Annotated in this window: 22 protein-coding genes; 14 read left to right on the forward strand and 8 right to left on the reverse strand. The window is 47.6% G+C overall.

What is annotated here, in order from left to right; translation table 11 throughout:
• Positions 1 to 95: 95 nt before the first annotated feature.
• The 3 genes from SHEWMR4_RS03945 to yjjX form a co-directional block, all read right to left on the reverse strand.
• Positions 96 to 2546: an ankyrin repeat domain-containing protein gene (locus SHEWMR4_RS03945; RefSeq protein WP_011621552.1), complete on the reverse strand. Its 2451-nt coding sequence runs from the start codon at positions 2544 to 2546 to the stop codon at positions 96 to 98.
• Between the two features lie 239 nt (positions 2547 to 2785).
• Complete coding sequence (locus SHEWMR4_RS20695; RefSeq protein ID WP_198134663.1) at positions 2786 to 3766, reverse strand: bifunctional helix-turn-helix transcriptional regulator/GNAT family N-acetyltransferase; 981 nt, start codon at positions 3764 to 3766, stop codon at positions 2786 to 2788.
• A gap of 107 nt (positions 3767 to 3873) precedes the next feature.
• Positions 3874 to 4413 (reverse strand): inosine/xanthosine triphosphatase, encoded by a 540-nt coding sequence (gene yjjX, locus SHEWMR4_RS03955; protein ID WP_011621554.1) that lies wholly within the window; start codon positions 4411 to 4413, stop codon positions 3874 to 3876.
• A 256-nt stretch (positions 4414 to 4669) separates the two neighbouring features.
• Here yjjX and SHEWMR4_RS03960 point away from each other — a divergent pair, with 256 nt between their 5' ends.
• Positions 4670 to 7237 carry an acylase gene (locus SHEWMR4_RS03960; RefSeq protein ID WP_011621555.1) on the forward strand — a complete coding sequence of 856 codons (2568 nt, stop codon included), beginning with the start codon at positions 4670 to 4672 and terminating at the stop codon, positions 7235 to 7237.
• A 436-nt stretch (positions 7238 to 7673) separates the two neighbouring features.
• The gene (locus SHEWMR4_RS03965) at positions 7674 to 8966 is read left to right on the forward strand and encodes a serine/threonine transporter (RefSeq protein ID WP_011621556.1); all 1293 of its coding nucleotides are present in this window, start codon (positions 7674 to 7676) and stop codon (positions 8964 to 8966) included.
• Positions 8967 to 9023: 57 nt separating this feature from the next.
• Here the strand turns inward: SHEWMR4_RS03965 and SHEWMR4_RS03970 are convergent, their stop codons facing one another.
• A complete protein-coding gene (locus SHEWMR4_RS03970) occupies positions 9024 to 9467 on the reverse strand; it encodes a GNAT family N-acetyltransferase (RefSeq protein ID WP_011621557.1) in 444 nt (147 codons plus the stop codon).
• A 219-nt stretch (positions 9468 to 9686) separates the two neighbouring features.
• Here SHEWMR4_RS03970 and SHEWMR4_RS03975 point away from each other — a divergent pair, with 219 nt between their 5' ends.
• Together SHEWMR4_RS03975 and SHEWMR4_RS03980 are read left to right on the forward strand one after the other, a co-directional pair.
• Positions 9687 to 9983 carry a DUF4234 domain-containing protein gene (locus SHEWMR4_RS03975; RefSeq protein WP_011621558.1) on the forward strand — a complete coding sequence of 99 codons (297 nt, stop codon included), beginning with the start codon at positions 9687 to 9689 and terminating at the stop codon, positions 9981 to 9983.
• A gap of 161 nt (positions 9984 to 10144) precedes the next feature.
• On the forward strand, positions 10145 to 11452 hold the full coding sequence (locus SHEWMR4_RS03980) for a dicarboxylate/amino acid:cation symporter (protein ID WP_011621559.1): 1308 nt from the start codon (positions 10145 to 10147) through the stop codon (positions 11450 to 11452).
• A 55-nt stretch (positions 11453 to 11507) separates the two neighbouring features.
• On the opposite strand, the gene SHEWMR4_RS03985 is transcribed toward SHEWMR4_RS03980, so the two are convergent.
• Entirely contained in the window at positions 11508 to 11924 is a 417-nt protein-coding gene (locus SHEWMR4_RS03985; protein WP_011621560.1) for an META domain-containing protein, read from the reverse strand.
• A gap of 70 nt (positions 11925 to 11994) precedes the next feature.
• Here SHEWMR4_RS03985 and SHEWMR4_RS03990 point away from each other — a divergent pair, with 70 nt between their 5' ends.
• Positions 11995 to 12228 (forward strand): hypothetical protein, encoded by a 234-nt coding sequence (locus SHEWMR4_RS03990; protein ID WP_011621561.1) that lies wholly within the window; start codon positions 11995 to 11997, stop codon positions 12226 to 12228.
• Positions 12229 to 12241: 13 nt separating this feature from the next.
• Here the strand turns inward: SHEWMR4_RS03990 and SHEWMR4_RS03995 are convergent, their stop codons facing one another.
• Positions 12242 to 13255 (reverse strand): GGDEF domain-containing protein, encoded by a 1014-nt coding sequence (locus SHEWMR4_RS03995; RefSeq protein ID WP_011621562.1) that lies wholly within the window; start codon positions 13253 to 13255, stop codon positions 12242 to 12244.
• 173 nt (positions 13256 to 13428) lie between these two features.
• On the opposite strand from SHEWMR4_RS03995, the gene SHEWMR4_RS04000 reads away from it, so the two are divergent.
• The 3 genes from SHEWMR4_RS04000 (at position 13429) to SHEWMR4_RS04010 (ending at position 16444) form a co-directional block, all read left to right on the forward strand.
• Positions 13429 to 13971: a GNAT family N-acetyltransferase gene (locus SHEWMR4_RS04000; RefSeq protein ID WP_011621563.1), complete on the forward strand. Its 543-nt coding sequence runs from the start codon at positions 13429 to 13431 to the stop codon at positions 13969 to 13971.
• A 123-nt stretch (positions 13972 to 14094) separates the two neighbouring features.
• Positions 14095 to 16110 (forward strand): EAL domain-containing protein, encoded by a 2016-nt coding sequence (locus tag SHEWMR4_RS04005; RefSeq protein ID WP_011621564.1) that lies wholly within the window; start codon positions 14095 to 14097, stop codon positions 16108 to 16110.
• Entirely contained in the window at positions 16103 to 16444 is a 342-nt protein-coding gene (locus tag SHEWMR4_RS04010; protein ID WP_011621565.1) for a hypothetical protein, read from the forward strand. The genes SHEWMR4_RS04005 and SHEWMR4_RS04010 overlap by 8 nt, the downstream gene beginning before the upstream one ends.
• A 6-nt stretch (positions 16445 to 16450) precedes the next feature.
• Here SHEWMR4_RS04010 and SHEWMR4_RS04015 read toward each other — a convergent pair whose 3' ends face one another.
• Positions 16451 to 16900: a hypothetical protein gene (locus tag SHEWMR4_RS04015; protein ID WP_011621566.1), complete on the reverse strand. Its 450-nt coding sequence runs from the start codon at positions 16898 to 16900 to the stop codon at positions 16451 to 16453.
• Positions 16901 to 17029: 129 nt separating this feature from the next.
• On the reverse strand, positions 17030 to 18181 hold the full coding sequence (metK, locus tag SHEWMR4_RS04020; RefSeq protein ID WP_011621567.1) for a methionine adenosyltransferase: 1152 nt from the start codon (positions 18179 to 18181) through the stop codon (positions 17030 to 17032).
• A gap of 479 nt (positions 18182 to 18660) precedes the next feature.
• Between metK and tkt the strand changes: the two genes are divergently transcribed.
• The 6 genes from tkt (at position 18661) to nhaD (ending at position 26960) form a co-directional block, all read left to right on the forward strand.
• Entirely contained in the window at positions 18661 to 20655 is a 1995-nt protein-coding gene (gene tkt, locus SHEWMR4_RS04025; protein ID WP_011621568.1) for a transketolase, read from the forward strand.
• A 128-nt stretch (positions 20656 to 20783) separates the two neighbouring features.
• Positions 20784 to 21800, forward strand: a complete 1017-nt coding sequence (gene epd, locus SHEWMR4_RS04030; protein WP_011621569.1) for an erythrose-4-phosphate dehydrogenase — start codon at positions 20784 to 20786, stop codon at positions 21798 to 21800.
• Positions 21801 to 21932: 132 nt separating this feature from the next.
• Positions 21933 to 23108 (forward strand): phosphoglycerate kinase, encoded by a 1176-nt coding sequence (locus SHEWMR4_RS04035; RefSeq protein WP_011621570.1) that lies wholly within the window; start codon positions 21933 to 21935, stop codon positions 23106 to 23108.
• A gap of 198 nt (positions 23109 to 23306) precedes the next feature.
• Positions 23307 to 24374 carry a class II fructose-bisphosphate aldolase gene (fba, locus tag SHEWMR4_RS04040; RefSeq protein ID WP_011621571.1) on the forward strand — a complete coding sequence of 356 codons (1068 nt, stop codon included), beginning with the start codon at positions 23307 to 23309 and terminating at the stop codon, positions 24372 to 24374.
• 138 nt (positions 24375 to 24512) lie between these two features.
• Positions 24513 to 25250: a YdiY family protein gene (locus SHEWMR4_RS04045; protein WP_011621572.1), complete on the forward strand. Its 738-nt coding sequence runs from the start codon at positions 24513 to 24515 to the stop codon at positions 25248 to 25250.
• A gap of 240 nt (positions 25251 to 25490) precedes the next feature.
• Positions 25491 to 26960, forward strand: a complete 1470-nt coding sequence (gene nhaD, locus SHEWMR4_RS04050; RefSeq protein ID WP_011621573.1) for a sodium:proton antiporter NhaD — start codon at positions 25491 to 25493, stop codon at positions 26958 to 26960.
• Positions 26961 to 26981: the final 21 nt, after the last annotated feature.

Consider the following 26981-nt stretch of genomic DNA (forward strand, 5'->3'; position numbering starts at 1 on the left):
GTGCGAAGGTAGGCTTAACTTCGAAAGCATAAAGCCCCTTTAAATGACGATATAAAAGGGGCTTTATCTTGGGTTGCTAGCTAAGGAGCTCTCTGTTACCAAAAGCGATTTCTTAGCGCAGTTTCGATTTCAATCTCTACCCTAAAGTATTGCAAAATTGTCCAGACAGAATCGACTAAAGTTTCGGTAAGCGCGGGGTAATCATCCCCGATAATTTTGTTGATTTCATCCACCATTTCATCGAGATAGTCCTGAACTCCTTCTTCAAACTCAGCTTTAGTCGCTTGATTGCGGAAAAAGCTGAAGTGGTCGAGCTTTTCAATCAATAGTTCCACCTGTTCTTTAACCGAATTTAACTGCTGAGTCGTGATGCTTGGATCGCTGGCAATCGGCTTAAAGAAATGCAGTACCTTGCTTTTGAGATCGAACAGCGTCGGAATTTGGCTTCTATCCACCGCCGCATCACTGACCTCTAGTCTAGTTTTTTGGGGTTGAGCGGTTTTTGGTGCCTCCACATAGGTCGTGGGTGAGTCTGGCGGGAGTGATGCTTGTTCTGACTTCGCTGCGTTAAGGCCGATAACTGTTGGGGCTGGAGGTATTTCACGCCCTAGTTTCTGTAATAGCCGACGTTGGAAATAACTTTGTGGTTGGGCTTTGCTCAAGGCGTGCTCAAGTTGAGTCTCGCTGTAGGGAACGATTTGCAACAGTACTTCGAATACCTCTTTGTACTCCTGCTCCATAGTCACGCTTAACGGGTTATAACCTAAGCTGTTACTTACGGTTAAGTCAGCGCCATATTGCTGCAATAGTCTTAAAATCCGCACCGCCGTTGACTCAAAGCGTGGAAACTCATTCGAGCTGCCGCCCATCACGGCGCAAAGCGCTGGAGTGGTGTCTTCGGCATTGATGGCATTTGGGTTAGCATTATGTTCGAGTAACACCTCAACGCAGGACTGCGCGCCGTAATAGCAGGCGCACATTAGTGGCGTAAATTGCTCATCTACTGAGAATTCTTCAATTTTGGCTCCGTGGCGCAGTAATAGTTCCACGGTATTACGTCGCATGGGGCCAGTAATCTGATCCCACCAATAGGTTGAAATTGCCTTGTGCAGAATAGGCGAATTATCATGGCCGCAATGGGTAAAAATATCCCCGCCTTGGTTAATCAGCCATTCAAGTACTTGGGTTCGACAGGCGATGGCCGCAGCGGACACATAGTTAGTGTTGTAGATATTGGTAAGGCTTAAATCGAGTCCCTTGGTGAGCAGATATTCCATCACTTGGATAAGTGTTGCCTGATCTTCCTTACCCGAACCACGTTGGCAGATAGTCAGCAAGCTTGGTTCATCCACAGCACCAAACTTTTTATTGATATCCATGCCATATTTTATGAAGAGGTCAAGAAACTCCGGCAGAAAGGTTTTCTTCTCGACCATCGGATAAACCAATAGTCGCAAGTTCGACCAGGCTAACATTTCATAGGGTTTACCCGCATTCATAAATACGGAATTTGGATCCGCGCCATATTTGAGCAACAGCTCTAGTGCTTGGTAGATATACTCCCGTTTATTCACATCGGTAAATTGGGCGTTATCAATAAATTGGTTGAGCACGGGTGAATGGTCGGCATCAGGCGGTGTCATCCTATAGATGCGATTGATATCGACGGTCGCCTTAATCAATTTTTCGATAATGCTGAGGTCAAATTCTGAGGTCAATGCCGCATAGAGCAAACTTTTCGCGTGGGAGTCGGCCTTGAGTTGCGGATAATGATCTAGCAGATATTCAGTGTATTCCTGCGCTTTTGCGTAGACACAGAGTTCGAGTAAATTGGCGTCATCCCAAAAGCTGCTATCGTTGGCCATAATATAACGTGACTTTTTATACTCAGGATAGCGTTTCACTAATGGTTCGAAGGTTTCAACTCCCCAAAAATCGCTGGAAAGAATAATCTCTTCTATCAGGCTTAATTGGCCAATGTCCAAATAAATGTCTTTATTAATAATATGTAAAAAGACTTCTTTACTGCGATCTGCATAAAGGATTTCTAAGGGATGATTTAACTCGCCATTGGTCCAAAAACTCACCGAATGATTGATATCCAGTCCCTGCTCCAGCAGCAGTTCTAGCATAGCGATGCGCTGATTATCTTGATAAATATACTGAGGGTTAGGGTGGTATAAGTAGTTTAACCAGCAGTTATTATATTGATTTTGGTAGTAAAGATTAGCGCCAGCCTTGAGGTAGAGCTTTACCAATTCAGGATTATTAAATTCAAGTGCAGAGTGTAAGGCACTAAAACCATTACATTCAATTTGAGCGCCATTATCCAGCAGATATTGTATCAATTCGAGGTCGGATTCAGGACTACGAGAAAGCGGGACTAACACATTACAGGGGGAAATATCGGGATCAATAAAATTAATATCACCGCCATTGGCGAGGTACTTGGTTATTTTTTGTATTTTCTTGGTCGTCGACAATTCGTTATTTAAACATATTTCCCGCAGTGTGAGGTTATTATCACCAAAAATCCAATTTAGCATATGCTTCCCTATTTAATGCTTTAACAAAAATGCAGCAAATTTCATCTAGATAAATATCATTTTACCGGATGAAAAAGAGGCCTAGTTTAATACAGGTGCTGAATAAAAAACTATGTGAATTAGGAGGGATAAAAACAGACTTGCTCGAATTTTGGCATAAATCACAACACATTATTCAATGAGTAAATTACTCATTTACAGGTTCAGCAGGCCTATAGCCTGCTGATATTGGCGAGTGGTTATGGGGTTAGTTCGGCGTGCAGTGGTAATAGCATTGGGATTTCACAGGCGTCGTGGCCAGTATTGCCAAGGGGGGCGCTTAAGTAGTTAAACCCTAAGTGTTCGTAGAGCTTTAGGGCCTCTTTGAGTAATGCGGTGGTTTCGAGATAGCAGCTCTGATAACCCGCTCCACGGGCGAAGTCTAGAGCCAGCAGTGCTAAACGTTTGGCTAAGCCTTTACCACGGATCTCGGGTATAAAGTACATTTTTTGCAGTTCACAAATACCGGCATTGTTAGCCAGTGGCGCTATGCCTGCGCCGCCAACCACTTGGCCTTCATGCTCTATCACCCAGTATTGGGCGCCCGGCTGCGAATAGATTTGGCTTAAACAATCTAAGGTTGGGTCGGCCACGCTATAGCCTTTATCCGCGGTTAAGCCGTATTCGGCGGAAACTGCGCGGATCACTTGGGCAATGGCAGCATCATCGGCGGCGGTCGCTTCACGGATAAGATAACCCGATTGTTGTTTGGCTTTATGTATGGCTTGGTTGTATTGCATTAGGGCTTGCTCGATTTGTTGAATTTGCTCTGGGGTCAGCTGAGCCAAGATTTCTTGAAAGAGTTGATTTTGCTGGCTATCTAACTTAGCGAGCAGCTTTTTACCCGCAGGAGTCAGTTGAACGACGAGGCAGCGATTATCCCGCGGATGCATTTGGCTCTGGGCGAGGTTTTTATCGACTAAGTGCTTGATTGCGCGGCTAGCATTGGATTTATCTATGCTCAGTTTGCAGGCGAGTTCCTTAATGGTTTGCGGTTGATTGCCTATCTCAAACAAGGCGTGGGCCTGTACTGGGGACAGAGGTAAATCGCCAAAGGCCGCATTGAGCATGCCTAAGTGTCTGACCATATAGCGGGAAAGGTGTCTCAGTTGGCTAGATGAGCCGGGATCATTTGCCATAGTCGGATTGAATGCCATCAGGGTTAACCAAAGTTGAGCCATGCAAGCACTAGTGTGGGCTGGCAGTGGCTCAGTTCGAATCATTTAGTTGCAAGTTACAACGAAATTAGCGGGCTTTGCTCGGCTTTGCAATATTTCATTAACAAAATTTAAGGGTACAACTCAGGATTTAAAAACGGCGCCATGGCGAGGATGATCGCTTGGGTATAATTGCTCTCACGGGTGGCGTGGCCGCGGGTGAGTAGGCCTATTGCGCCGCCTTTTTGTTTGATGTTAACCGTATTAAACAGTCTATCCATCACATGACCCAACTCTTCACCCGCCTCGAGCGCCTGATAGACCTGCATAGGTAGCGGCAACAAGGCGCCTCGGCCAATGCTCAAACGGGCTTGGTGGGCAATAGCAATATAGGCGAAGGTCGCAGGACCAAACTCGAAACAATCGACGCCGCCTTCCATCGCAAAGTAATAATCCGCTTCAATTTGTTGCTGGCAATAGTGGACACGGTTGATAGCCCCTTGGCGGGTGTCGCTATCTGTCATGGGCTGCGCGGGGACGCCTGAGGGCGCATCCATACCTTGAGTTTGGATCTCATATTCAGGGAAGAGCAGCGCCATGGCATTGGCCGCCGCGTTAATTTTGACGGGGTTTTTCGAACCGACGATCACTTTGATAATGTTTTGTTGCATATAAGTTATTTATTTTGGTTTTTAATGTGGACGCTCGTTTGAATCATTGCTTAAATGGTCGGAGGTGTCTCGCCTCTGGGTTTTCTATTTTGCCATATTCATCGCCTTGGCTCAGTAAAAAAGCGAATGTATGGGGAGCAAATAGCCAGAGTCGTGCATCAGGAAGCGACATACGACTATTGCTCCTTCAGTCAATTAGCTGATTTAAGCAGTAAAGCTATGTCATTGAAGGAACTAAAATTAAGAGATAATAATAATGAAATTCAACAAACTCATGATCGCGATGGGGATGGCCTGCGGCGTTATGCTCACAGGCTGTAACGACAGCGAAGATAGCACTCCACCTACCGAACCTGAAACCCAGCTGCAAACCTTTGCCCCCAACGGCTTACTCAAAGCCAATATTCGTCGAACTACCTACGGTGTGCCCCATATCCAAGCCGATAACTTAGAAAGCTTAGGTTTTGGTAGCGGTTACGCGCAGGCGCAGGACAACCTCTGTGTGCTCGCCGATGGTTTTATTAAGGCCAACTCCCAACGCTCTATGTACTTTGGTCCCCATGCGTCGATTGATTTCACCACAGGGCAGCCCACCGCCGAAGACAATGGCAACTTAATCTCCGACTTTGCCTATAAAGCCTTAAAAATCCGTGAGCAAGCCGAGGCCAAATGGCCGCAGTTTAGCGAGCGCTCCCGTGCATTAATCCAAGGTTTTACCGCAGGTTATAACCAATACCTTGCCGATGTTGAGGCGGGTAAACAAACCGCCGAACCTTTCTGTGGCGGTCAGCCGTGGGTGAAGCCCATAGTGCCAGAGGATGTGGTCACTTATCTTTTTTCCATCGCCCTATTACCCGGCGCGGCTAACTTCCTCGATTTGATTTTCTACGCCAACCCAGGGGATGGGCAGGAGTACATGCCGCGCATCGTCGGACCTGCACCAAGCCAAGAACAAACTGCGTTTGTCAGCGATATGCAGTCTAAGTTGCTTGCCCGTGCGGCGCGCATTAGCACACCCGAGACTAATCCACGGGATTTAGGCTCTAACGGTTGGGGACTGGGTAAAGATAAGACCGAAAATGGTCGTGGCATGGTGCTAGGCAATCCGCATTTCCCACACACGGGCAACCTGCGCTTCTGGCAATCACACATTACTATCCCTGGCCAATTGGATATGATGGGCGGCTCGCTCGTGGGCATGCCAGGCCCTATCAACATCGGGTTTAACAAAGACTTAGCTTGGACTCATACCTTCTCAACCGCTGAACACTTTGTGATGTACAACCTCGAGCTGGTTTCGGGCGACAGATTGCAATACCTGTTCGATGGGCAGCCGATGCCGATCAATAAAGAGACAGTGTCTATCCTAGTGAACGCTGGCCCCACTGGCATGTTAGTGGCTGAAAAGGATATTTACACCACCGCAAAAGGACCTATGGTCGAGGCGCCACCCTCGCTTGCACCTTTTGGTTGGGATGATGGCAGTGCCTTTATGATCCAAGATGCCAACATGGCTAATATGGATCCGGTCGATCATTGGCTCGCCATGAACTTAGCGACCAATAAAGACGAATTCCAACAAGCCTTTAAAGACTACGATGGGGTAATTTTCAATAACACTATGTATGCCGATAAAGAGGGTAACGCCTTCTATATCGACGACTCGACCGTGCCCGGTTTATCCGAGTCTGCCGTGGTGGTGCTCAAGACTTCGCCCGATATTAAGGCGGCCAAGCAGCAGGCGGGCTTTACTATTCTGCCGGGGAATACCTCGTTATTTAGCTTTAGTGGCCCAACCCCCTATGAGCGTGCGCCTAAGCTTGAGCGCAGTGACTTTGTGCAAAACTCCAATGACTCCTTCTGGTCTACCAACTTAAACGAGCCACTGACGTACTTCTCGCCCATGTATGGTCCAGAAGCCGGGCAATTATCGCTGCGTACTCGTATGGGCTTAACCCTAATGCAGGATGCGGCGGGTAGCGATGGCAAGTTTAATCTGGAAGAGTTAGAAGCTGCGGTATTGTCGAATCGCAGTTATTTAGCTGAGTTGGTATTACCGGATTTGATTGCCCAATGTGAGGCGCAGGGCAGTACGCCTGTGGTGGTATCTGCGAGCTTATCTAAGGATCTCACCTCAGCCTGTGCAGCGCTCAAAGCTTGGAACGGTAAGCAAGATAACGACAGTAAAGGCGGTGCCTTACTGCGTGAGTTTGCCCATCAGTTCAGCCAAAAAACCATGCTGACCAAGGGATTCGACCCCGTGAATGCGGCGACCACGCCTAATACGCTTACCACCGACGGTAGCGCATTAGTGGCGCTTGCCCATGCGGCCTTGAATCTTGAAGCCGCAGGTTTTGCCTTAGATGCACCGCTCGGTGATGTGCAGTTTGTCGAGAAATCACTCCCCGATGGCACTGCCAGCGGCGCGCGTTTACCTTGGCCGGGCAGCCATAACGCAGAAGGTGGATTCAACGTATTTTCGACGAGCTTATCGGGAGATGACACTCTGATCCCGCAGCATAAGTACGCGCCTTTGATGGACGTTGTTACGGGTAAGGCGATGGCCTCAGGCATGACGGTCAAGGGTTACCAAGTGCGTTACGGCTCAAGCTGGATGATGGCGGTAAGCTTTACCGATGAAGGCCCTGTCGCGCGCGGCATACTCACCTATTCGGAGTCGAGCAATATACTGTCACCTTCCTTTACCGACCAAAGCAATCTGTATTCCAGCAGTAAGAGTTTCCGTCCTTTACTGTTTAAGGAAGCCGATATTGCCCCTGCGGTGATTTCGACTACAGAGCTGACACTGCAAAAAGCTCAGTAATGGCTTAGCTATTTGTTTGATTAATTGGCCCACTTAGGTGGGCCTTTTTTATGAGGCGGGGGCATGCTGTAACAAAATGTAAAAATTTAACAATTTGCACAGTGATCTTGATCAAGCTTTTATAGGGCTGGCCTGAGATGGCTCACGTTAAGTGCGTTTTTGTGACTTTAGTGTGGCTTTGTGGTTTTTATCGACAAACCGCTCGTGTCAAAGCTTAGGAGCAAGCGTGAATCAACTGTACGTTATTGGTGTTTTTATGTGATCTTTTTGATGCATTATTGGAAATTTATTACGAAAATTCATGGATCTAGATCTCAAACTCGGGTTTATTTGAAATTTCATTACTTAAAATAGTGTTAGATCAACTTTTGCTAAAGCTTTTTCGTTATCCTTACGTCGAATTTTTTATGCGGTATCACCGTAAGGTAATTTTAATATGCAAAAAGATGCGATCAGTGTTCTCGAAACACCTCAAAGCACGCAAGAAAACACAACAAGACACTTACCATGGACGCGCCAAGACACGACTTGGATGCTAAGTTTATTTGGCACCGCTGTGGGGGCGGGCATTCTATTTCTTCCAATCAATGCGGGCATGGGCGGTTTTTGGCCCTTAGTCTTGATGGCCATTATCATTGGGCCTATGACCTATCTCGCGCACCGTGGCCTATCGCGCTTCGTATGTTCATCGAGCATTCCCGGCAGTGACATTACCCAAGTGGTCGAAGAACACTTTGGGATTGGCGCGGGCAAGGCGATTACGCTGCTGTATTTTTTAGCGATTTATCCCATCGTATTGATCTACGGCGTGGGGATCACTAATACCGTCGACAGCTTTATCGTCAACCAATTGGGCATGGCTTCACCGCCACGTTTTTTGCTGTCTGGCATTTTGATTTTCGGCATGATGGCTGTGATGGTCTCTGGTGAGCAATTTATGCTGAAGGTGACTCAGTTGCTGGTGTATCCGCTGGTGGGCATTTTAGCCTTTATGTCCATCTATCTGGTCCCAGAGTGGAAAATGGATGCGCTGCAAGTCGTGCCAGAAACGGGCGCCTTTTTAGGCACAGTATGGTTAACCATTCCTGTACTGGTGTTTGCCTTTAATCATTCTCCGGCGATTTCGCAATTTTCGGTTTCCCTTAAGCGTGACCATGGGGCCAACGCGGCCCGTAAGGCCGATGTGATCCTGCGTAATACCTCGATGATGTTAGTCGGCTTTGTGATGTTATTCGTGTTCTCCTGCGTCTTGTCACTGTCGCCAGAACAGTTGGCTGAAGCGAAGTCGAAGAACCTGCCGATTTTATCTTACCTTGCGAACGTGCATGACAGTGGTTTTGTCAGCTATTTCGGGCCTTTCATCGCGTTTGTGGCGATTGTATCTTCTTTCTTTGGCCACTACATGGGGGCGACTGAGGGCATGAAGGGCATTATCGTTAAGCAGCTGCGTTCAAGTAACAAACAAATCAGTGAGAACAAGCTGAACAATTTTATCTTAGTGTTTATGTTTGCCACGATTTGGGCCGTTGCGATTATAAACCCAAGTATTTTGGGAATGATCGAGGCGCTGGGCGGCCCGATTATTGCGGCGATTTTGTACTTAATGCCAATGTATGCCGTGTACAAAGTGCCGGCGCTGAAGGCTTATCGAAACCGCATCAGCAACGTATTTGTGATTATTGCGGGCCTACTGGCGATGACCGCCATTCTGTTTGGTCTCCTGAGATAAGCTTGAGATTTATTGCCGTTTGAAATGAAGGATCGGGTTATGCCCGATCCTTTTTTATTACTTCTCTTCGTACATCAGATAGTAACTCTGCTTCATCCCTAGCGCTTGGTAAGTTTGCTGAGCGGCGGTATTTTCCTGCTCCACATAGAGACGGAAACTGGCGGCGCCACCATTGATCTCAGCCAGTTGCTTTACCTCAGCATAGAGCTTGCCATAAATCCCCTGACGGCGATTTTGCGGACGAATATAAACGCTTTGGATCCAGTAATAATCTTTGGCGCGCCAGTCGCTCCATTCGAAGGTCACCATCAGCGAACCGACAATTTCGCCATCAATCTCTGCTACCAGATAAAAGCCTTTTTCTGGGTGATTCAGTAGGGTATTAACGCCTTTAATCAGGGTCGTTTCGTCTAAGGCGAGACCTTCGGTTTCCTGCGCCATTGCCTGATTAAATTGAACTAGGGCGGTGAGATCTTGCACTTTAGCTTTACGGATCAACATATAACAACTCCTCGGCGGTTAGTACATCTACCGCTCTTGTGTATGGGGATGACGCTTATGCATCGCTTTTATTCGGCGGCACACTTTAGCACGGAACCGTTTAGAAGAACGAGTGAACAGCATTTCAAATCCTGCTTTAATCGCGGCTAATTTTTGTACGACCAAAGTCTAATCTGCTAGGCTTGAATAAGGTTTTCATCCTAAGGGAGTGGTGCGATTATGGCATTCGTAAAATCAACTCGTCGCTTTAAGCTAAGATTTTTACAACCCTATGATGTGCAAAAAGATCTTCAGATTAATCACGCTATGCACTTTATGCTCACCTTAATCACCTTTGGGCTATGGGGGCTGGTTTGGTGGTATTTGATCCTCAAATCGCAGGGGGATAATCAGTCACTCTTCAGCGGTTTTGACGATGACTATTGGAGCTACCTTATCGAGTGCGAACAGCCGCCCGCATCCCTTTATCGCCAACGTTTTGCCGCCTCAGCCAATTCGGTGCAATTTGAGGCCTAGGCTTTGCCTTAGCTGGATTTTGCAGCGGTTGGCATCAACGTGATATAGATCATCCTTAGAATTTTATCCCTTATGTTAGACTCGGCGGCTGGCTAATTTAAGTTAGTCCCGCCAAGGATAAGGCTCAGCCCTATCATCATTTCAAACTCAAGGTTATAAACATGTCAAAACATAGGTCATCAGCCCTAGGCCGGATCTGGTCTTCCTGGATGTCAGTGCCCCTGTGGCTGCAAATTTTCGTTGGTATGGTGTTGGGGATTGCGGTGGGCGTCAGCTTAGGTGAGCAGGCTTCTTACCTGAAACCTATTGGCACCCTGTTTGTGAATACCATCAAGATGCTGATTGTGCCTTTAGTGTTTTGTTCATTGATTGTCGGTGTGACCTCAATGGAAGACACCGCCAAAATGGGCCGAATTGGTTTTAAATCCTTTGCGTTTTACCTTTGCACCACCGCGATTGCGATCAGTTTAGGTTTAGCCGTGGGCTATGTGGTGCAACCCGGTGCGGGCGTGCCTTTACTGCAACACGAAGCGGTGCAAACGGCGAAAGAAGTGCCTTCGGTGATGCAAACCCTGATTGATATTGTCCCTACTAACCCCGTTGCCGCCTTGGCGAGTGGCCAAATCCTGCAAGTCATTGTGTTTGCCGTGGCCTTAGGGATTGCCTTGGTCTTGATTGGCGACCATGGAAAGCCTGCGATTAAGGTATTTGAAAGCCTTGCCGAGGCCATGTACAAGCTTACCGACATGGTGATGAAGCTTGCTCCTTATGGGGTATTTGGTCTGATGGCATGGGTCGCGGGCGAGTATGGCATCGATATGCTGTGGCCGCTGATTAAAGTGATTATTGCCGTATATATTGGCTGTATTATCCACGTGTTAGGCTTCTACAGTATAGTGCTGCGCCTATTTGCCAAGCTGAATCCACTGCATTTTTTCAAGGGGATCAGCAATGCGATGGCGGTGGCATTTACCACTTCAAGTTCGGCGGGTACCTTACCGGCCAGCATGAAATGTGCGAGCGAATATCTCGGGGTCAATAAGAAGATCTCTAGCTTTGTGCTGCCCTTAGGGACCACCATCAATATGGATGGTACGGCCTTGTATCAAGGCGTGACCGCGCTGTTTGTGGCGCAGGCCTTTGGTATCGATTTAACTTGGGTCGACTATCTAACGATTATTTTAACCGCGACCTTAGCCTCAATCGGCACCGCGGGTGTGCCGGGCGCAGGCTTAGTGATGTTGACCTTAGTGCTTTCGACCGTGGGCTTACCCTTAGAAGGTGTGGCCTTGATTGCGGGGATTGACCGTATTCTCGATATGGCACGTACTGTCGTAAACGTTTCTGGTGACTTAGTGGCGACGACTGTGATTGCTAAGTCGGAAGATGAGCTGGATGTTGAACATTACAATGCCGACATGGTACAGAGCGCTATGATTGCCGAGCAAAACGCCGCGACGAAAAGTTAATTCATCGAATAATAAAAAACCGCCAACTAGGCGGTTTTTTATTATCGAAGCGAGCTTATTTAAGCTGGCTTAGGACGAGTACGGGCTTATCGTCGCTGCTAAGCAGAGTTAAACGACCTTGCACTAACTTGGCCTTAGCGACTAATGGGAGGGCTTGCATCACTTTATGCTCTTGCTGCATCAGCGCATCGACGCAGGCCTTCATCGTGCTGCCGCCAGGAATGATTTTTAGCTCCTGTCCCTGCTGGCTATATTGGCCAAAGAAGTTGTTGCAGCTGTTATTGCCAGAGAGTTTACCTTCATCGGCGAAGGTGATTTGCGCAGGGCTGTAATCCACTGTGGGTTGCCCTTGAACGGCTTCAATATGCCAGCTTCCCTGTAATGGCACTGTGTCCTGATTGGCAACGTCTGTGCTCTGGCATGCGGTTAAACCAAAAAGTAATGCGCTTAATAGAAATGTTTGTTTTAACATTGTCTCAGTTCCTTTTTCCGTATTCATGCCCATAGTGTACAAGTTTAGCGGGAGATAAAAAGAGGTTTATATGACAGATACCATTAAAAGCACTATGAATTTATTGAAGTTTTTACATTGGTTAGGTGTTTTGATGTTAGTTTGTGGACTTGGGATCTATATGTTGACCCAATGGAGTCTAGAAATCAGCGGTATGTTATTGATCTCAAGCCTCATAGGTTTAGGGTTGGTGCTGATGTCTCCCTATCCCGTGGTGCTGTTTATCCAATGGGCGAAGCGTCAGGACGAGCGTCCCAAAGACTGACGCCCGCCTATAGCTAAAGTTCGGCGGAGTCGGCGGCGGGATTATCGTACTGCTTGGCATCGATCTTGGCCGTTTGATTGGCCGAGGTTGGTTCAGGCTCTGGCTGCATGGATTTGAGTTTACTGCGGGCATCTTCCATCATGGGCGCTAACTTGGCTGTCGATTCGGGGGTAAAAAAGCTGTAACTGGCATCGAGTTTGAGATGGTGATTTTGCTGCTCTAATTGTTTTTCGACCCGTTTCATAATGTGCAATATATCGCGCTCACTATCGACAAAGGCTAACACCACAAACTGAGTTGCACTGTAATGGGCGGCCACATCGGCGGTGCGAATAGTATCCTGGACCAAATTGCCCAGCAGTCTGTGGTGTTTCTCTTCTAAGTTGTTTTCTGACGTGTTTGCCCCAATCAATTCGAAGAATAGGAGTCCTGCATGGGCGCCGAAACGGCGTCCGAGATTGAGCTGCCGAGGCGCCATCATCATAAAGCCATAATGGTTGAGCATGCCGGTCTCTTGATCGCGCATCGACAGCGATTCAATCCGGTGGTTTTGGCATAGCAGTGACAATTCCTGCTGCAACAAGATTTGGAAAGGCTCCAGCATAGCACTGTTGTTCAAAGGATCGACCATATGGGGATTTAACACGCACAGGGAGCCAAATTGACTGCCGTCGGGCCAAGCGATAGGGCGGGAGAGAATATGTTGAATACCATCAAAATCCCGTGGTAATTCATCGAGCATAAAACGGCCGAGATTAAGATAGTCTCCCTCGGCAGGGCTATGCTTTAGTTGTTCAAACAGGGGGAAATCGTTCGCAAACAAAGTGCCTGAGGTAAACAGTGGCGTCTCACTCACCGAGCTGACAATTACTTCAAACCCAGACTGAGTCATTTGCAGCACAAATACACTGCTGGCGCTGTAGTAGCTTTTAATCAACTCGCATTGGTGCATCCAGCGACCGAGATTGACCTGTTGGTGATCGCTATCGAGTAGGCTGACATTGGGGTTGATGGTTTCGGGCAACATGGTGGCGCCTAATGGGCAAAAAATATGCCTTAAGTTTGGAAAACAACAGGATAATTTGCAAATCAATGGGCTAAAAAAACACCATTTTTTGTGCATCTATTATTGGGATGATTTATGACTCCTGTATACTGGCGCGCCGCCAGCCATACAGCTCGCCAAATTGAGTGAAGAGAATGACAGTGAATATACGCCCAGCTACGACTCAAGATATTGATTTTTTAGTTGTATTAGAAAGAACCTTTCTTAATGACGAGCTGACATCTTCGGCGATGGGCTTGGAGGGACAAGCCTTTGGCCGTGGTGAACTGACTGAGTTAGTGACTCGACATTGGGTCGTTGTCGCCGAGGAAAAAGGGCGGATTATCGGCTATGTGATTGCCGGGCGCTGGGCTTTTTTCGCCACTTGGCCAATTTATCGCACCATGCTCAACCGCTTGGCTAAGGCCGAGTGGGATGGCCCTAGATTAACGCAGCAGAACAGTTGCCAATATGGTCCGATTTGGATTGATCAACATTACCGAGGTCAGGGGATTTTTGAGGCCTTAGTTAAAGGTATTTATCAGCAAATTGCTCCTCATTTTGCCTATGCGGTGACCTTTATTGCGGAGGAAAACGAGCGTTCCTTTGCGGCACATACGCAAAAGGCAGCAATGCAGGTTGCAGATTTCTTTACGGTTTCGGCAAGGGATTACTATTTAATGGTGGCACGTACTTAAGCTTAATGAACCGTCATTGTACGGCTTGTTCTTGCTTGGAAATTCAGTATTTAGCGCATTGGGTTATGAGGAATACTGAGTATCGACTATGGTTAGTGCATATAAACCTATATAAATAGCGCTATGAAGTTTGAGCTACGTCAATTTCTCGATAGAAGCTTTCTTATCTCGATACGTGAATCCTTTATCGCGTTACTGCCTTTTATTTTAATCAATTCTTTTCTCTCCCTGATAATTACATTGCTCGACCTTAGTATTCCGGCTTGGCAGAGCACTGCATTTCATCAGAGTATTAGTTTCTTTTCGGTACAACTTTCAAAAATTTTCCCGTTACTTGCGCTGATTTCTCTGTCTTTTCACTTTGCTAAATATTTACAGTTATCGGCGATTGTGGTGTGTTCTTTGTCGCTGAGTCTTTTGCTCGCGATTAATGCCCAAGATACGGGGAATGTATTTAATCTCGATTATGTGCGCGCTATTTTAGCGGATCCTAGGATTGCGGTTTTACCGATTATTTCAGCCTATTTATTACGATTTTTAACCGCTTGGAACGGATTAACCTTTATTAGGGCAAAGGCTCTTAGCCGTTACTTAAAGCTGCACTTAAACTTATTTTTCCCCATAGTAATCGGCTTTATTGGCCTGTTCGCCATCGTTGCTGAAGCCTCTATCTTTTTAGAATGGTTGTTTGCCCCATTCATCGATGCACTACAGCAGGCGAGTCTTGGCGTGCAATTGTTTATGCGGATCCTAATCACCCATGTACTTTGGTGTTTTGGGGTGCATGGCGATAATGCCTATCTGCTGCTGATTGGTGTCGATAATGGCTTAATGGAATTGGTGCCGCACCTGACTGCGAGCCAGTTTATGGACTTGTTTATTATCTATGGCGGTAGTGGCGCCACCCTATCCTTAATCATTGCCATTTTTATCGGTGCCAAAGATAGCGCCACTCGGCATATTGCTAAAATTGCCACGCCCTTTGCGATTTTTAACATCAACGAGATTTTGATCTATGGCCTCCCCATTATCTTTAATCCACGTTTATTAGTGCCGTTTATTCTGTCGCCGTTGATTAATTTCATCTTAGCTTACAGTGCTATCCATGCTGGGATCTTGAGTTTTGAGGGACAAAGCTTTCCTTGGATCACGCCGCCACTGCTAAACGCTTACATTGCCAGCGGCCATTTGAGCGCGGTGTTTTTTCAAGTGTTTTTAATCGGCCTTGGGGTGTTGATTTATCTTCCCTTTGTGCGGCGTTTCTCCTTGATGTCTGAGCACTATGAGTTTGATAGCGAGTTAATCAAACGCGTGCAGTTTCAGGCGGATATTGACCGTATGACCGAGCAGCATTACTCACAGCAGCAGTCTGAATCACTAAAAGCTGAATTAAACCTCGAGAAGACCATTAAAGAAGTCTTGGCTGGGGAGTTACAGCTGCATTATCAGCCAAAAATTGCCCTCAGCAGTGACCATGTAGTGGGGTTTGAGGCGCTTATACGATTGAAGGATGAACATGGTCACTTGAAGGGACCTTACTTTATTGATGCCTTTCAACGAGCGGGGTATTCCCACATCATCGACCGTTTTGTAATAAATACGGTGGCAGAGGATCTGGCCCGCTGGGAATTAGAAGGCTTTTTGCCTAAGGTGAGCATCAATATCGACCCAAACAATATTACCGATCCCCAGTTGCTCGCGACGTTGCACGAAAGATTAGGCAGCGTTGCCGACCGAGTCGAGATTGAGATGTTAGAATCGGCCTTTATGTTAGATTTGAATCGCATCGATAGCAGCATGAGGCAGCTTAAACAATATGGCTTTCGCTTCTTATTAGATGATTTCGGTACTGGGTTTTCGAGTTTAAGTTTACTGAGTCGGATCAATGTCGATGGGATTAAGCTCGACCGCAGTATTCTGGCGAATACCAATGAGCCTAAAGGGCGGACTTTGTACCTACAAATCTGTAAGCTTTGTAATAGTTTAGGCTTTAGTTTGATTGCCGAAGGGGTTGAAACGCCCGCCGAGGCCGAGTTTGTCAAAGAGGCGGGTGTGGGTTATGTGCAGGGCTGGTTATACGCCAAAGCGATGCCAGGCCCCGAGGCCAAAGCCTTTTGGTTGGAGAGAAATAGTGACTAATACTTTAGTCAGCACCCTGCTGACGACATACGCCAATGTGAGCTTGTCGGCTTGGGATAATTTGCGAGTCTTGCTATCCGAGTGTGCGTTGCAGCAATGTGAAGCCCGTGGATTTGAAGTCGATTGCGACGACAGTCGCCCCCATTATTGGCTGCAGATTGAAGATTGTTGGCTCGATTGTGGCAAAACCAATGCATACAGCGCGGCTATCGTCCGTTTAGCGCCTGAGACCGTTAAGGGCGCAAGGATAATCGGCGTGCAAGACTGTGCACTGTTATCCGCCGCGCAGATAAACCTCTTGTGTATGCAAAACGCCCACTTTGACCACTGTTAATCCGGATTACAGGATTAACCATTTCCCCGTCGGGTAATTTCCTTGATAGCCAAAAGGAAGCCGTCCCTGCAAGTACCAGGCTAAACGTTCTTGTGTGAAGTCACATAGCGTGACTTCGGCTAACAATAAGGTGGCTAAGGTATCGGCATCATCTGCGACTAGTGCGCAAATTTCGGCAACGGGCATTATTTTCCACGTTTCCAGATAGGCGGTTTTCGCGATTTGAGCAACGATTTCGCTAGAGACTTGGGGCTTTAAACTGTCGGCTTGTTGATGGTCGCTAACACATAAGCTTTCATAGGGTTCAGTGTAGGGCGGTTCGAAAAAACGGTCGGGATCCCTTTTAAGGCAAGTGGCGATGTCTTCTAGGCTGCCTAAGGTGTTGGCCATGGGCTCGAGATGGCCCACCTTGGTCGCCCAAGAACAGTATTGGAGTTGTGCGATTAACGGCTTCATTGAGTCTCTGCCTTTTGCCTACAATGAAAGCCATCTTGCTGAGGGGAATGGAGTTAGGCAATACATCCTAAGCATAAAAAAACCGCCCTTAGGCGGTTTTTTCGTGCGAAAGCGTGAGCTTAATGCAGATTATAGACCTGCATCGGCGCGCAGTGCGTCAGCTTTATCCGTCGCTTCCCATGGGAACTCGTTACGGCCAAAGTGACCATAAGCGGCGGTTGCTTGATAGATTGGGCGAGCTAGGTTCAACATTTCAGTCAGGCCGTATGGGCGCAGGTCGAAGTGTTGACGGACTAACTTGATTAAGACTTCTTCTGACACTTTACCTGTACCGAAGGTCTCAACGCTGATAGAAGTAGGTTCAGCCACACCAATAGCGTAAGACACTTGGATCTCACAACGATCTGCCAGACCTGCAGCTACGATGTTTTTCGCTACGTAACGGGCAGCATAGGCCGCACTACGGTCAACTTTTGATGGGTCTTTACCAGAGAAAGCACCACCACCGTGACGCGCCATACCACCGTAGGTATCTACGATGATCTTACGACCGGTTAAACCACAGTCACCCATTGGACCACCGATAACGAAACGGCCAGTTGGGTTGATGAAGTATTTAGTGTCTTTGTTAAGCCATTGTGCTGGCAGAACTGGCTTGATGATGGTTTCCATCACGCCTTCGATCAGATCCGCTTGGGCGATATCAGGGCTGTGTTGGGTAGACAGTACGATCGCATCGATACCAACAATCTTGTTGTCTTCGTAAGCGAAGGTGACTTGGCTTTTCGCATCTGGACGTAACCATGGCAGAGTGCCATCTTTACGCACTTCTGATTGACGCTTCACTAATGCGTGGGCATAAGTGATAGGCGCTGGCATCAGAATGTCGGTTTCGTTGCTGGCATAACCAAACATTAAACCTTGGTCGCCGGCACCTTGCTCTTTGGGATCGGCACGGTCAACACCTTGGTTGATGTCTGGAGACTGTTTACCAATCGCATTTAATACTGCGCAAGAATCGGCATCGAAGCCCATATCTGAATGGACATAACCAATTTCACGAACCGTTTTACGGGTTAGTTCTTCAATATCAACCCAGGCAGAGGTGGTCACTTCGCCACCTACTAATACCATGCCAGTTTTGACATAGGTTTCGCACGCAACACGTGCTTTAGGATCTTGGGCTAGAATCGCATCTAGCACAGCATCAGAAATCTGATCTGCAATCTTATCGGGATGACCTTCTGAGACCGACTCAGAAGTAAACAAGTGCTTTGCCATAGTAGGAAAATCTCGTCGTTAGCAATCAAACGTGTAGAAGCATCTACATCTAGACGGCTATTTTAGTGGAATTTCCCTTAGTTGACACCCCCTAAACTAAATATTTGTGTGTAAAGTGAGGTAAGCCCCAAATCGGGGAGCGTTTATAGGTTTTGAGTTCCTGTTCTAACTAAATGAATTGATAGCAGTATGTGGTTTTTGACCAATGTGAGTTACGTAAATCGCCGCTAAATTGGGCTAAAACTAAGGTTGTAGCCTTATCGCTATGGGGGCAATGTAATAAAGGATATAACATATTTGAGTTATTGTATTACAAATATGTTTAATGTGTTTTAAGATGAAATTAGCCTAAACCTTCAAAGGTGTAATCCACCAGACTGGGCATTGGAATGCAATTTTCGTTTGCGTCGCTTCGCTATGTAGGGGAAAATATGCGTCCAAATTGCCCGCTAGACCCCACAAATTAAGCAGGAGAGAGCATGTCTTCCCGTAAAGTACTCGCCAACGCAATCCGTGCGTTAAGTATGGATGCAGTTCAAAAAGCAAACTCAGGCCACCCTGGCGCCCCAATGGGCATGGCAGATATTGCTGAAGTGCTGTGGAATGATTTCCTTAAGCACAATCCGAACAATCCGAAATGGGTAGATAGAGATCGTTTTATCCTCTCTAACGGTCACGGATCTATGCTGATCTACTCTTTATTACACCTGACTGGCTACGACCTGCCTATCGATGAACTGAAGCAATTCCGTCAGTTACATTCAAAAACTCCGGGTCACCCAGAATACGGTTACACCCCAGGTGTTGAAACCACCACTGGCCCATTAGGGGCGGGGATCAGCAACGCTGTGGGTATGGCGATTGCAGAAAAAACCTTAGCGGCACAGTTTAACCGTGAAGGTCACGAGATTGTTGACCACTACACTTACTGCTTCCTCGGCGATGGCTGCTTGATGGAAGGTATTTCCCACGAGGCTTGTTCTCTTGCTGGTACCTTAGGCCTAGGCAAACTGATCGCATTTTGGGATGACAACGGCATCTCTATCGACGGTCATGTTGAAGGCTGGTTTACCGATGACACGCCAAAACGTTTCGAATCATACGGCTGGCATGTGATTGCTAACGTTGATGGTCACGATAGCGATGCGATTCGCGCGGCTATCGAAGCGGCAAAAGCGGTGACCGACAAGCCAACCATGATCTGCTGCAAAACCATTATCGGTTTTGGTTCTCCAAACAAATCTGGTAGCCACGATTGCCACGGCGCACCATTAGGTGATGCCGAAATCGCAGCGGCCCGTGAATTCTTAGGCTGGTCACATGCGCCATTCGAAATCCCTGCCGACGTATACGCAGGTTGGGATGCTAAAGAAGCCGGTAACGCCCGTGAAGCCGCATGGAACGACAAGTTTGCCGCTTACGCGAAAGCTTACCCAGAACTGGCTGCCGAATACGAGCGCCGTGTTCTGAAAGGTGAATTACCAGCAGATTTTGAAGCCAAAGCACAAGCCTTTATCCAAGAATGCCAAGCGAAAGGCGAAGGCATTGCGAGCCGTAAAGCGTCACAAAACGCGATTGCAGCCTTCGGTGCAGTTCTGCCTGAACTGTTAGGCGGCAGTGCTGACTTAGCGGGTTCTAACCTGACCCTGTGGGCAGGTTCTAAAGGTATTCAAGAAGATCCAGCGGGTAACTACGTGTACTACGGTGTGCGTGAGTTCGGTATGAGCGGCATCATGAACGGTGTGTCACTCCACGGTGGTTTCATCAACTACGGCGCGACTTTCATGATGTTCATGGAATACGCACGTAACGCAGTACGTATGTCTGCGCTGATGGGCATTCAAAACATCTTCGTTTATACCCATGACTCTATCGGTCAAGGTGAAGATGGTCCAACTCACCAACCAGTTGAGCAATTAGCTAACCTGCGTATGACGCCAAACATGGCGGTATGGCGTCCATGTGACGCGGCTGAAACCGCAGTGGCTTGGAAAGCGGCTATCGAACGTCGTCATGCACCAACATCGCTAGTATTCAGCCGTCAAAACCTGAAGGCTCAAGTACGTACTGCTGAGCAATTAGCGAATGTGGCAAAAGGCGCTTACGTACTGCAAGACTGTGCAGGTACGCCTGAGTACATCCTGATTGCGACCGGTAGTGAAGTGCAATTAGCGGTAGAAGCTGCAGCTGCGCTGACCGAACAAGGCAAACAAGTTCGCGTTGTTTCTATGCCATCAAACACTGAGTTTGATAAGCAAGATGCCGCTTACAAAGAATCTGTACTGCCAAAAGCTGTGACTAAGCGTATCGCTATCGAAGCGGCCCATACTGACTTCTGGTACAAGTATGTTGGTTTCGAAGGCACTGTTGTTGGCATGACCACTTTCGGTGAGTCTGCGCCAGGCAACGTGCTGCTGAAGCACTTCGGTTTCACCGTTGAAAATGTGCTGAATGCTGCAAAATCACTAGGCTAATCGCTTAGGTGATGAGATTACCGACAAAAGGTTAAACTTTTGAAAGGTTAATCTGTATAATGCGGCCTGCAATCGTTTGCAGGCCGTTTTTGTATATGCAGTATTGTTAAGAGGAAATAAAGACCTCAATGATCCGAGTCGCAATCAATGGTTATGGTCGTATTGGCCGCTCAATTCTTCGCGCTTTATATGAGTCCGGAAAACGTCAGCAAATACAAATTGTCGCAATCAACGAGTTGGCTAAGCCCGAAGCCATTGTTCACCTGACCCAGTACGACACTACCCACGGTCGGTTTCAGCCCAGAGTCAAATTAGTCGATGATCAGATGCTGATCGGCGATGACGTCATCAAAATTCTCCATGAACCGGATCCTGCTAAGTTGCCTTGGCACGAGATGGATATCGATATCGTCTATGAAGCGACTGGCGCCATCTTAGATCGCAACAGCTGCGAGGCCCATATCCACGCAGGCGCCAAACAGGTCTTAATCAGTCACCCTTCTTCTGCCGATGTTGATGGCACTATCGTTTACGGTGTGAACCAAGACTTACTGCGCGCCGAGCATACCGTGGTCTCCAACGCCTCTTGTACGACCAACTGTATCGTGCCCGTTATCGATGTACTGGATAAACACTTTGGTGTGAAAAGTGGCGCGATTACCACTATCCATTCGGCGATGAACGATCAGCAAGTGATTGATGCTTATCATGATGACTTACGCCGCACCCGAGCTGCGGGCCAGTCTATCATCCCAGTCGACACTAAACTTGCACGCGGCATCGAGCGAATTTTGCCGCACATGAAAGACAAGTTTGAGGCGATTTCGGTGCGCGTTCCCACGATCAACGTTACCGCTATCGATCTTTCGGTAACATTAGATAAAACAGTGGATATTGCGACCGTCAATCAAGTGTTAGAATTGGCCGCCAATGGACGATTTAACGGTATCTTAGGCTATACTGATGAGCCGCTCGTATCCTGTGATTTTAACCATGATCCGCGCTCAAGTATTGTCGATGGCACCCAAACTCGGGTGAGCGCAGGGCAGTTGGTTAAACTGTTGCTGTGGTGCGATAACGAGTGGGGCTTTGCAAATCGTATGCTAGATACCAGTTTGGCGATGATTGCAGCTAAACAAAGCTGAAGATAAGAATTTATACCAATGGGTTAAGCCTAGTGGCCAATTCGACGGGATGTCGAGTGCCGAGTAGCTATCTAAGCTAACCGATTGATGCAAAACCAGTTTGTTTTTTTGATTATAAAAGGAAGCGTTACCATGGCAATTATCAATATGTCAGATTTAGATCTCCAAGGTAAGCGAGTGCTTATTCGTGAAGATCTCAATGTGCCAGTCAGCAACGGCGTCGTCACTAGTGATGCACGTCTTCGCGCCTCTCTTCCCACTATCGAATTAGCCCTTGCCAAAGGCGCAGCGGTAATGGTGATGTCTCACTTAGGTCGTCCAACCGAAGGTGAATACAACAGCGAATTCTCCATGCAACCTGTGGTCGATTACTTGGCTAAAGCTCTGTCTTGCACCGTCCGTTTAGCGACCGACTATTTAGACGGCGTTGAAGTCGCGGTAGGCGAAGTGGTTGTGTTTGAAAACGTTCGCTTTAACAAAGGCGAGAAGAAAAACGACGAAGCCCTGTCAAAGAAAATGGCAGCCTTATGTGATGTGTATGTGATGGATGCCTTCGGCACCGCTCACCGCGCAGAAGCGTCAACCAATGGTGTTGGCTTACACGCTCCTATCGCCTGTGCTGGTCCATTATTAGCGCAAGAATTAGAAGCGTTAGGCAAAGCCTTAGACAACCCAGCGCGCCCATTAGTGGCCATCGTTGGCGGTTCTAAAGTGTCGACTAAGCTGACCGTATTAGAAAGCTTATCTGGTATTGTGGACCAGTTAGTCGTTGGCGGTGGTATCGCCAACACCTTTATCGCTGCGGCGGGCCACAATGTAGGTAAATCCTTATACGAAGCGGATTTAATTGATGAAGCTAAGCGCTTAGTGGCAAACGCCCAAAGCCGCGGTGGCGACATTCCTGTGCCTACCGATGTAGTTGTTGCGGGTGAGTTTAGCCCTACAGCTGCTGCGACCTTAAAAGCGGTCAACGAAGTAGCCGATAGCGACATGATTTTCGACATCGGTCCCGACAGCGCCGAAGCCTTAGCGAAAATCATCGAGTCTGCTGGCACTATCGTATGGAACGGCCCTGTGGGCGTGTTCGAATTCGACCAATTCGGTGAAGGCACTAAGCGTATCGCACAAGCTATCGCTGATTCTAAAGCCTTCTCTATCGCGGGCGGTGGTGACACCTTAGCGGCGGTCGACAAGTATGATATCGCCGATAAAGTCTCTTACATTTCTACTGGCGGTGGCGCTTTCCTTGAGTTTTTAGAAGGTAAAGAGTTACCCGCTGTAGCTATGCTAAAACAACGCGGTGCCTAATATTGAGTTAGGTATTGCGCCATCGCGGCAGGGTGCTGCGATGGCACTAAAGCTTGATAAAAAATTATAAAAAACCGCTCATTCTCTTAAGAGCATTAACCTGTTCTTGAGTGATTGAGCATAAAAATCCATCCAAACGATAGCGACCTCGGTGACCTAACGTCGATGTGACAGTCACCCTATTATTGGAGTTAAAAAATGGCGTTAATTTCCCTACGACAACTACTCGATCACGCGGCAGAGCATGGATACGGTGTGCCAGCGTTCAACGTAAACAACCTTGAGCAAATGCGCGCCATCATGCAGGCCGCAGAAGCTACAGACAGCCCAGTTATCGTGCAAGCCTCTGCGGGTGCACGTAAATATGCGCGTCCACAATTCTTAAAATACCTGATGACGGCTGCACTTGAGCAGTATCCTGATATCCCTGTCTGTATTCACCAAGACCATGGTACCGATCCTGACATCTGTCAGCGTTCTATCCAATTAGGTATGTCATCAGTCATGATGGACGGTTCATTAATGGCCGACGGTAAAACCCCAGCTTCTTACGAGTACAACGTTGATGTGACTCGCAGAACTGTTGCATTCGCCCACGCGTGTGGTGTGTCTGTAGAGGGGGAAATCGGTTGTTTAGGCAGCTTAGAAACCGGTACTGCCGGTGAAGAAGACGGTGTGGGTGCAGAAGGCGTATTAAGCCACGACCAACTGCTGACCAGCCCAGAAGAAGCGGCTCGCTTCGTTGCTGATACCCATGTTGACGCGCTGGCGATTGCGATTGGTACTAGCCACGGTGCATACAAGTTCAGCCGTAAACCAACGGGTGATGTACTGCGTATCGACCGCATCAAAGAAATCCATGCCCGCATTCCTAACACTCACTTAGTGATGCACGGTTCTTCTTCAGTGCCACAGGAATGGTTACAGATCATCAACCAATACGGTGGTCAAATTCCTGAAACTTACGGCGTGCCATTAGAAGAAATCGTTGAAGGTATCAAACACGGCGTGCGTAAAGTGAACATCGATACCGATTTGCGCTTAGCATCTACCGGTGCGGTACGTAAATACTTGGCCGAACATCCAAGCGAGTTCGACCCTCGTAAGTTCCTGAAAGCCTCTATGGAAGCGATGGCAGACATCTGTACTGTTCGCTACGAAGCTTTCGGTTGTGCGGGTCAAGCTTCTAAGATTAAGCCATTGTCTTTACAAGCAATGTACAAAGCTTATCAGTCAGGCGCATTAGATCCTAAGATCAATCTCTAAGCCTTAAATACTGCTCTAAAAAGCCCGCCAAAGTGCGGGCTTTTTTATGCAAAAAACCGTTGAATTTTCATTTTTTAATCGTAAATGTTAGTATTGCCATGATTTTTAGGGGATTAAACGGAACGGGAACGGATAAACATGAAGAAAGTACTGACCGCAGCACTATTAATGACGGCACCATTTATGGCGAATGCGGGAGCCGATTTTGTTAAAGGCGATAGGACATTCGCAGGCGAAGCCGAGTTAGGTGCAACCTTAACCACAGGTAACACCGATACCTCATCCTATAAGGGTCGCTTAAGCCTTAAACATGAATTGGGTGACTGGGAAAACCAATATCTTTTAGAAGGTTTGTATAAAGAAGATACGGGTGAAGTGACCGCTAAGCGTTATTTAGCGGGCGCACAGGGTAACTATAAAATGACAGATCGCAGCTATCTGTTTGCCAACGCTAACTATGAAGTTGACCCTTTTACCGGTTATGACTATACAGCCTCTGGGGCCGCGGGTTATGGTCACAGACTCTATGACACCAGCAAAACATTTTTAGATGTGGAAATCGGTCCCGGTTACATCTATCAGCGCCTCGATTCAGAGCAAGCGCTGTTAGAAGGCACAGATTCGAATGACAGTGTGGTTGCCCACGGTGTGATCAACTTCGAAACTGAAATCACAGAAACCTCAAAATTCCAGCAACGTTTTGTGGCCGACTATGGCGATAAATTGGATGCGCGTTCAGAAACCTCGCTCACGGCCAATATCATTGGCGCCTTGGCGATGAAGTTTGCGATTATTGTGCGCTACAACAGTGAGCCACTGGACGATAAAAAGAGCACTGATACCGAAACGAATATGACCTTGCTCTATTCGTTCTAATCAATGTGATTGATATCAATAAAAAAGCACCGAGAGGTGCTTTTTTATTGGCTGTTTTTGGACTAACTTGAAACAAAGTTAGTTAATTCTTTATTAGTTGTGTCTGTAGTTATACAAAAATTAATGTTGTAAGCGCCTTTAGTTATCGGGAAATACATAGAAAGTTGCGTTTTATCAAAATTTACACCGCCCGAGCTATGGTAATTTTCGAACTAATTTCCCTTGCAGAGATCAACTTTGATGAAATTACAACAGTGGTTTAAAAACAGTGGAGTGGTGCTATCTAGCCTATTCTGCGTTGCAATATTGAGCGGATTCTCACCAGCAGTTTGGGCAATGACCGAAGGAACAGAACGGCTCGATTTAACCGCTGCATCAGTGGGGTATATTGCCGTATGCGTCTTCGTTCTCGCCTATATTTTGGTGATGGCCGAAGAGGCGCTGCACCTGCGTAAATCCAAACCCGTATTGGTCGCAGCCGGCATTATTTGGGGCATGATAGGTTTTGTGTATGTGCAAAATGGCATGTCGGAGGTTTCCGAGGCGGCCTTTAAGCACAATCTACTGGAATACGCCGAGTTATTACTTTTCCTCTTAGTGGCGATGACTTATATCAACGCCATGGAGGAGCGTAACTTATTCGATGCGATCCGCGGTTGGTTAGTCGGACGGGGGTTTAGCCTGCGAACCGTGTTCTGGCTGACCGGGTTTATGGCGTTCTTCATCTCGCCGGTGGCCGATAACTTAACCACGGCGCTCTTGATGTGCGCCGTGGTGATGAAAGTGGGCGCTGGTCAGCGCAAATTTATTACACTGGCGTGTATTAACATTGTGGTCGCAGCGAATGCGGGCGGTGCCTTTAGCCCCTTTGGCGATATCACCACCCTGATGGTGTGGCAAAAGGGCTTAGTGCACTTTGCGGACTTCTTCCATCTGTTTATTCCCGCCTTGGTTAACTTTGCCTTACCCGCGGCCATCATGAGCGTGTTTATCCCAAGTTATGTGCCCGAGCCTGAAAAAGAGCAGGTGTACACTAAACCTGGCGCGAAACGTATCGTGGCGTTATTCCTGCTGACCATTGCGACGGCGGTATGCGCGCATTCCTTCTTCGGCATGCCGCCGGTCCTTGGGATGATGACGGGTCTAGGCTTCCTACAGTTCTTCGGTTACTACCTGCGTAAGACCTTCGATAAATCCGTTGCCCGTGAACGCGCGAAGGCGGAGTTACGCCGCGATGAGCGACGCCTACAACAACTCGGCAGTGTGGTGCCCTTCGATGTGTTTAGCCGGATCTCCCGTGCCGAATGGGATACCTTACTGTTCTTCTACGGTGTGGTGTTGTGTGTCGGCGGCCTTGGCTTTATGGGGTATTTGAGCCTAGTGTCTGAGGCGATGTATTCCCACTGGGATGCGACCTATGCCAACGTGGCTATCGGTCTGTTGTCTTCGGTTGTCGATAATATTCCGGTGATGTTCGCCGTGTTGACCATGAACCCTGAGATGGCCTTAGGCCAATGGTTACTGGTGACCTTAACCGCGGGCGTTGGTGGCAGTTTGTTGTCCATCGGCAGTGCGGCAGGGGTGGCATTGATGGGACAGGCGAGGGGGATTTACACCTTTGGCGCCCATTTACGTTGGACACCTGTGATCGCCCTAGGCTATATCGCCAGCATTTTAGTACATATGTGGATCAATGCTGCAATGTTCTAAAAACAACCGAAACAGAATGTA

Source organism: Shewanella sp. MR-4 (assembly GCF_000014685.1).
Lineage (GTDB): Bacteria > Pseudomonadota > Gammaproteobacteria > Enterobacterales > Shewanellaceae > Shewanella.

Excerpts from the sequence above, each read along its gene's own strand:
- SHEWMR4_RS20695 (WP_198134663.1), bottom strand. The coding sequence starts at position 3,766 with ATGGCTCAACTTTGGTTAACCCTGATGGCATTCAATCCGACTATGGCA.
- epd (WP_011621569.1), top strand. The coding sequence starts at position 20,784 with ATGATCCGAGTCGCAATCAATGGTTATGGTCGTATTGGCCGCTCAATT.
- metK (WP_011621567.1), bottom strand. The coding sequence starts at position 18,181 with ATGGCAAAGCACTTGTTTACTTCTGAGTCGGTCTCAGAAGGTCATCCC.
- SHEWMR4_RS04035 (WP_011621570.1), top strand. The coding sequence starts at position 21,933 with ATGGCAATTATCAATATGTCAGATTTAGATCTCCAAGGTAAGCGAGTG.
- nhaD (WP_011621573.1), top strand. The coding sequence starts at position 25,491 with ATGAAATTACAACAGTGGTTTAAAAACAGTGGAGTGGTGCTATCTAGC.
- SHEWMR4_RS04000 (WP_011621563.1), top strand. The coding sequence starts at position 13,429 with ATGACAGTGAATATACGCCCAGCTACGACTCAAGATATTGATTTTTTA.
- tkt (WP_011621568.1), top strand. The coding sequence starts at position 18,661 with ATGTCTTCCCGTAAAGTACTCGCCAACGCAATCCGTGCGTTAAGTATG.
- SHEWMR4_RS03990 (WP_011621561.1), top strand. The coding sequence starts at position 11,995 with ATGACAGATACCATTAAAAGCACTATGAATTTATTGAAGTTTTTACAT.
- fba (WP_011621571.1), top strand. The coding sequence starts at position 23,307 with ATGGCGTTAATTTCCCTACGACAACTACTCGATCACGCGGCAGAGCAT.
- SHEWMR4_RS04005 (WP_011621564.1), top strand. The coding sequence starts at position 14,095 with ATGAAGTTTGAGCTACGTCAATTTCTCGATAGAAGCTTTCTTATCTCG.
- SHEWMR4_RS03945 (WP_011621552.1), bottom strand. The coding sequence starts at position 2,546 with ATGCTAAATTGGATTTTTGGTGATAATAACCTCACACTGCGGGAAATA.
- SHEWMR4_RS03965 (WP_011621556.1), top strand. The coding sequence starts at position 7,674 with ATGCAAAAAGATGCGATCAGTGTTCTCGAAACACCTCAAAGCACGCAA.
- SHEWMR4_RS04045 (WP_011621572.1), top strand. The coding sequence starts at position 24,513 with ATGAAGAAAGTACTGACCGCAGCACTATTAATGACGGCACCATTTATG.
- SHEWMR4_RS03975 (WP_011621558.1), top strand. The coding sequence starts at position 9,687 with ATGGCATTCGTAAAATCAACTCGTCGCTTTAAGCTAAGATTTTTACAA.
- SHEWMR4_RS04015 (WP_011621566.1), bottom strand. The coding sequence starts at position 16,900 with ATGAAGCCGTTAATCGCACAACTCCAATACTGTTCTTGGGCGACCAAG.
- SHEWMR4_RS03970 (WP_011621557.1), bottom strand. The coding sequence starts at position 9,467 with ATGTTGATCCGTAAAGCTAAAGTGCAAGATCTCACCGCCCTAGTTCAA.
- SHEWMR4_RS03960 (WP_011621555.1), top strand. The coding sequence starts at position 4,670 with ATGAAATTCAACAAACTCATGATCGCGATGGGGATGGCCTGCGGCGTT.
- yjjX (WP_011621554.1), bottom strand. The coding sequence starts at position 4,413 with ATGCAACAAAACATTATCAAAGTGATCGTCGGTTCGAAAAACCCCGTC.
- SHEWMR4_RS03985 (WP_011621560.1), bottom strand. The coding sequence starts at position 11,924 with ATGTTAAAACAAACATTTCTATTAAGCGCATTACTTTTTGGTTTAACC.
- SHEWMR4_RS03995 (WP_011621562.1), bottom strand. The coding sequence starts at position 13,255 with ATGTTGCCCGAAACCATCAACCCCAATGTCAGCCTACTCGATAGCGAT.
- SHEWMR4_RS03980 (WP_011621559.1), top strand. The coding sequence starts at position 10,145 with ATGTCAAAACATAGGTCATCAGCCCTAGGCCGGATCTGGTCTTCCTGG.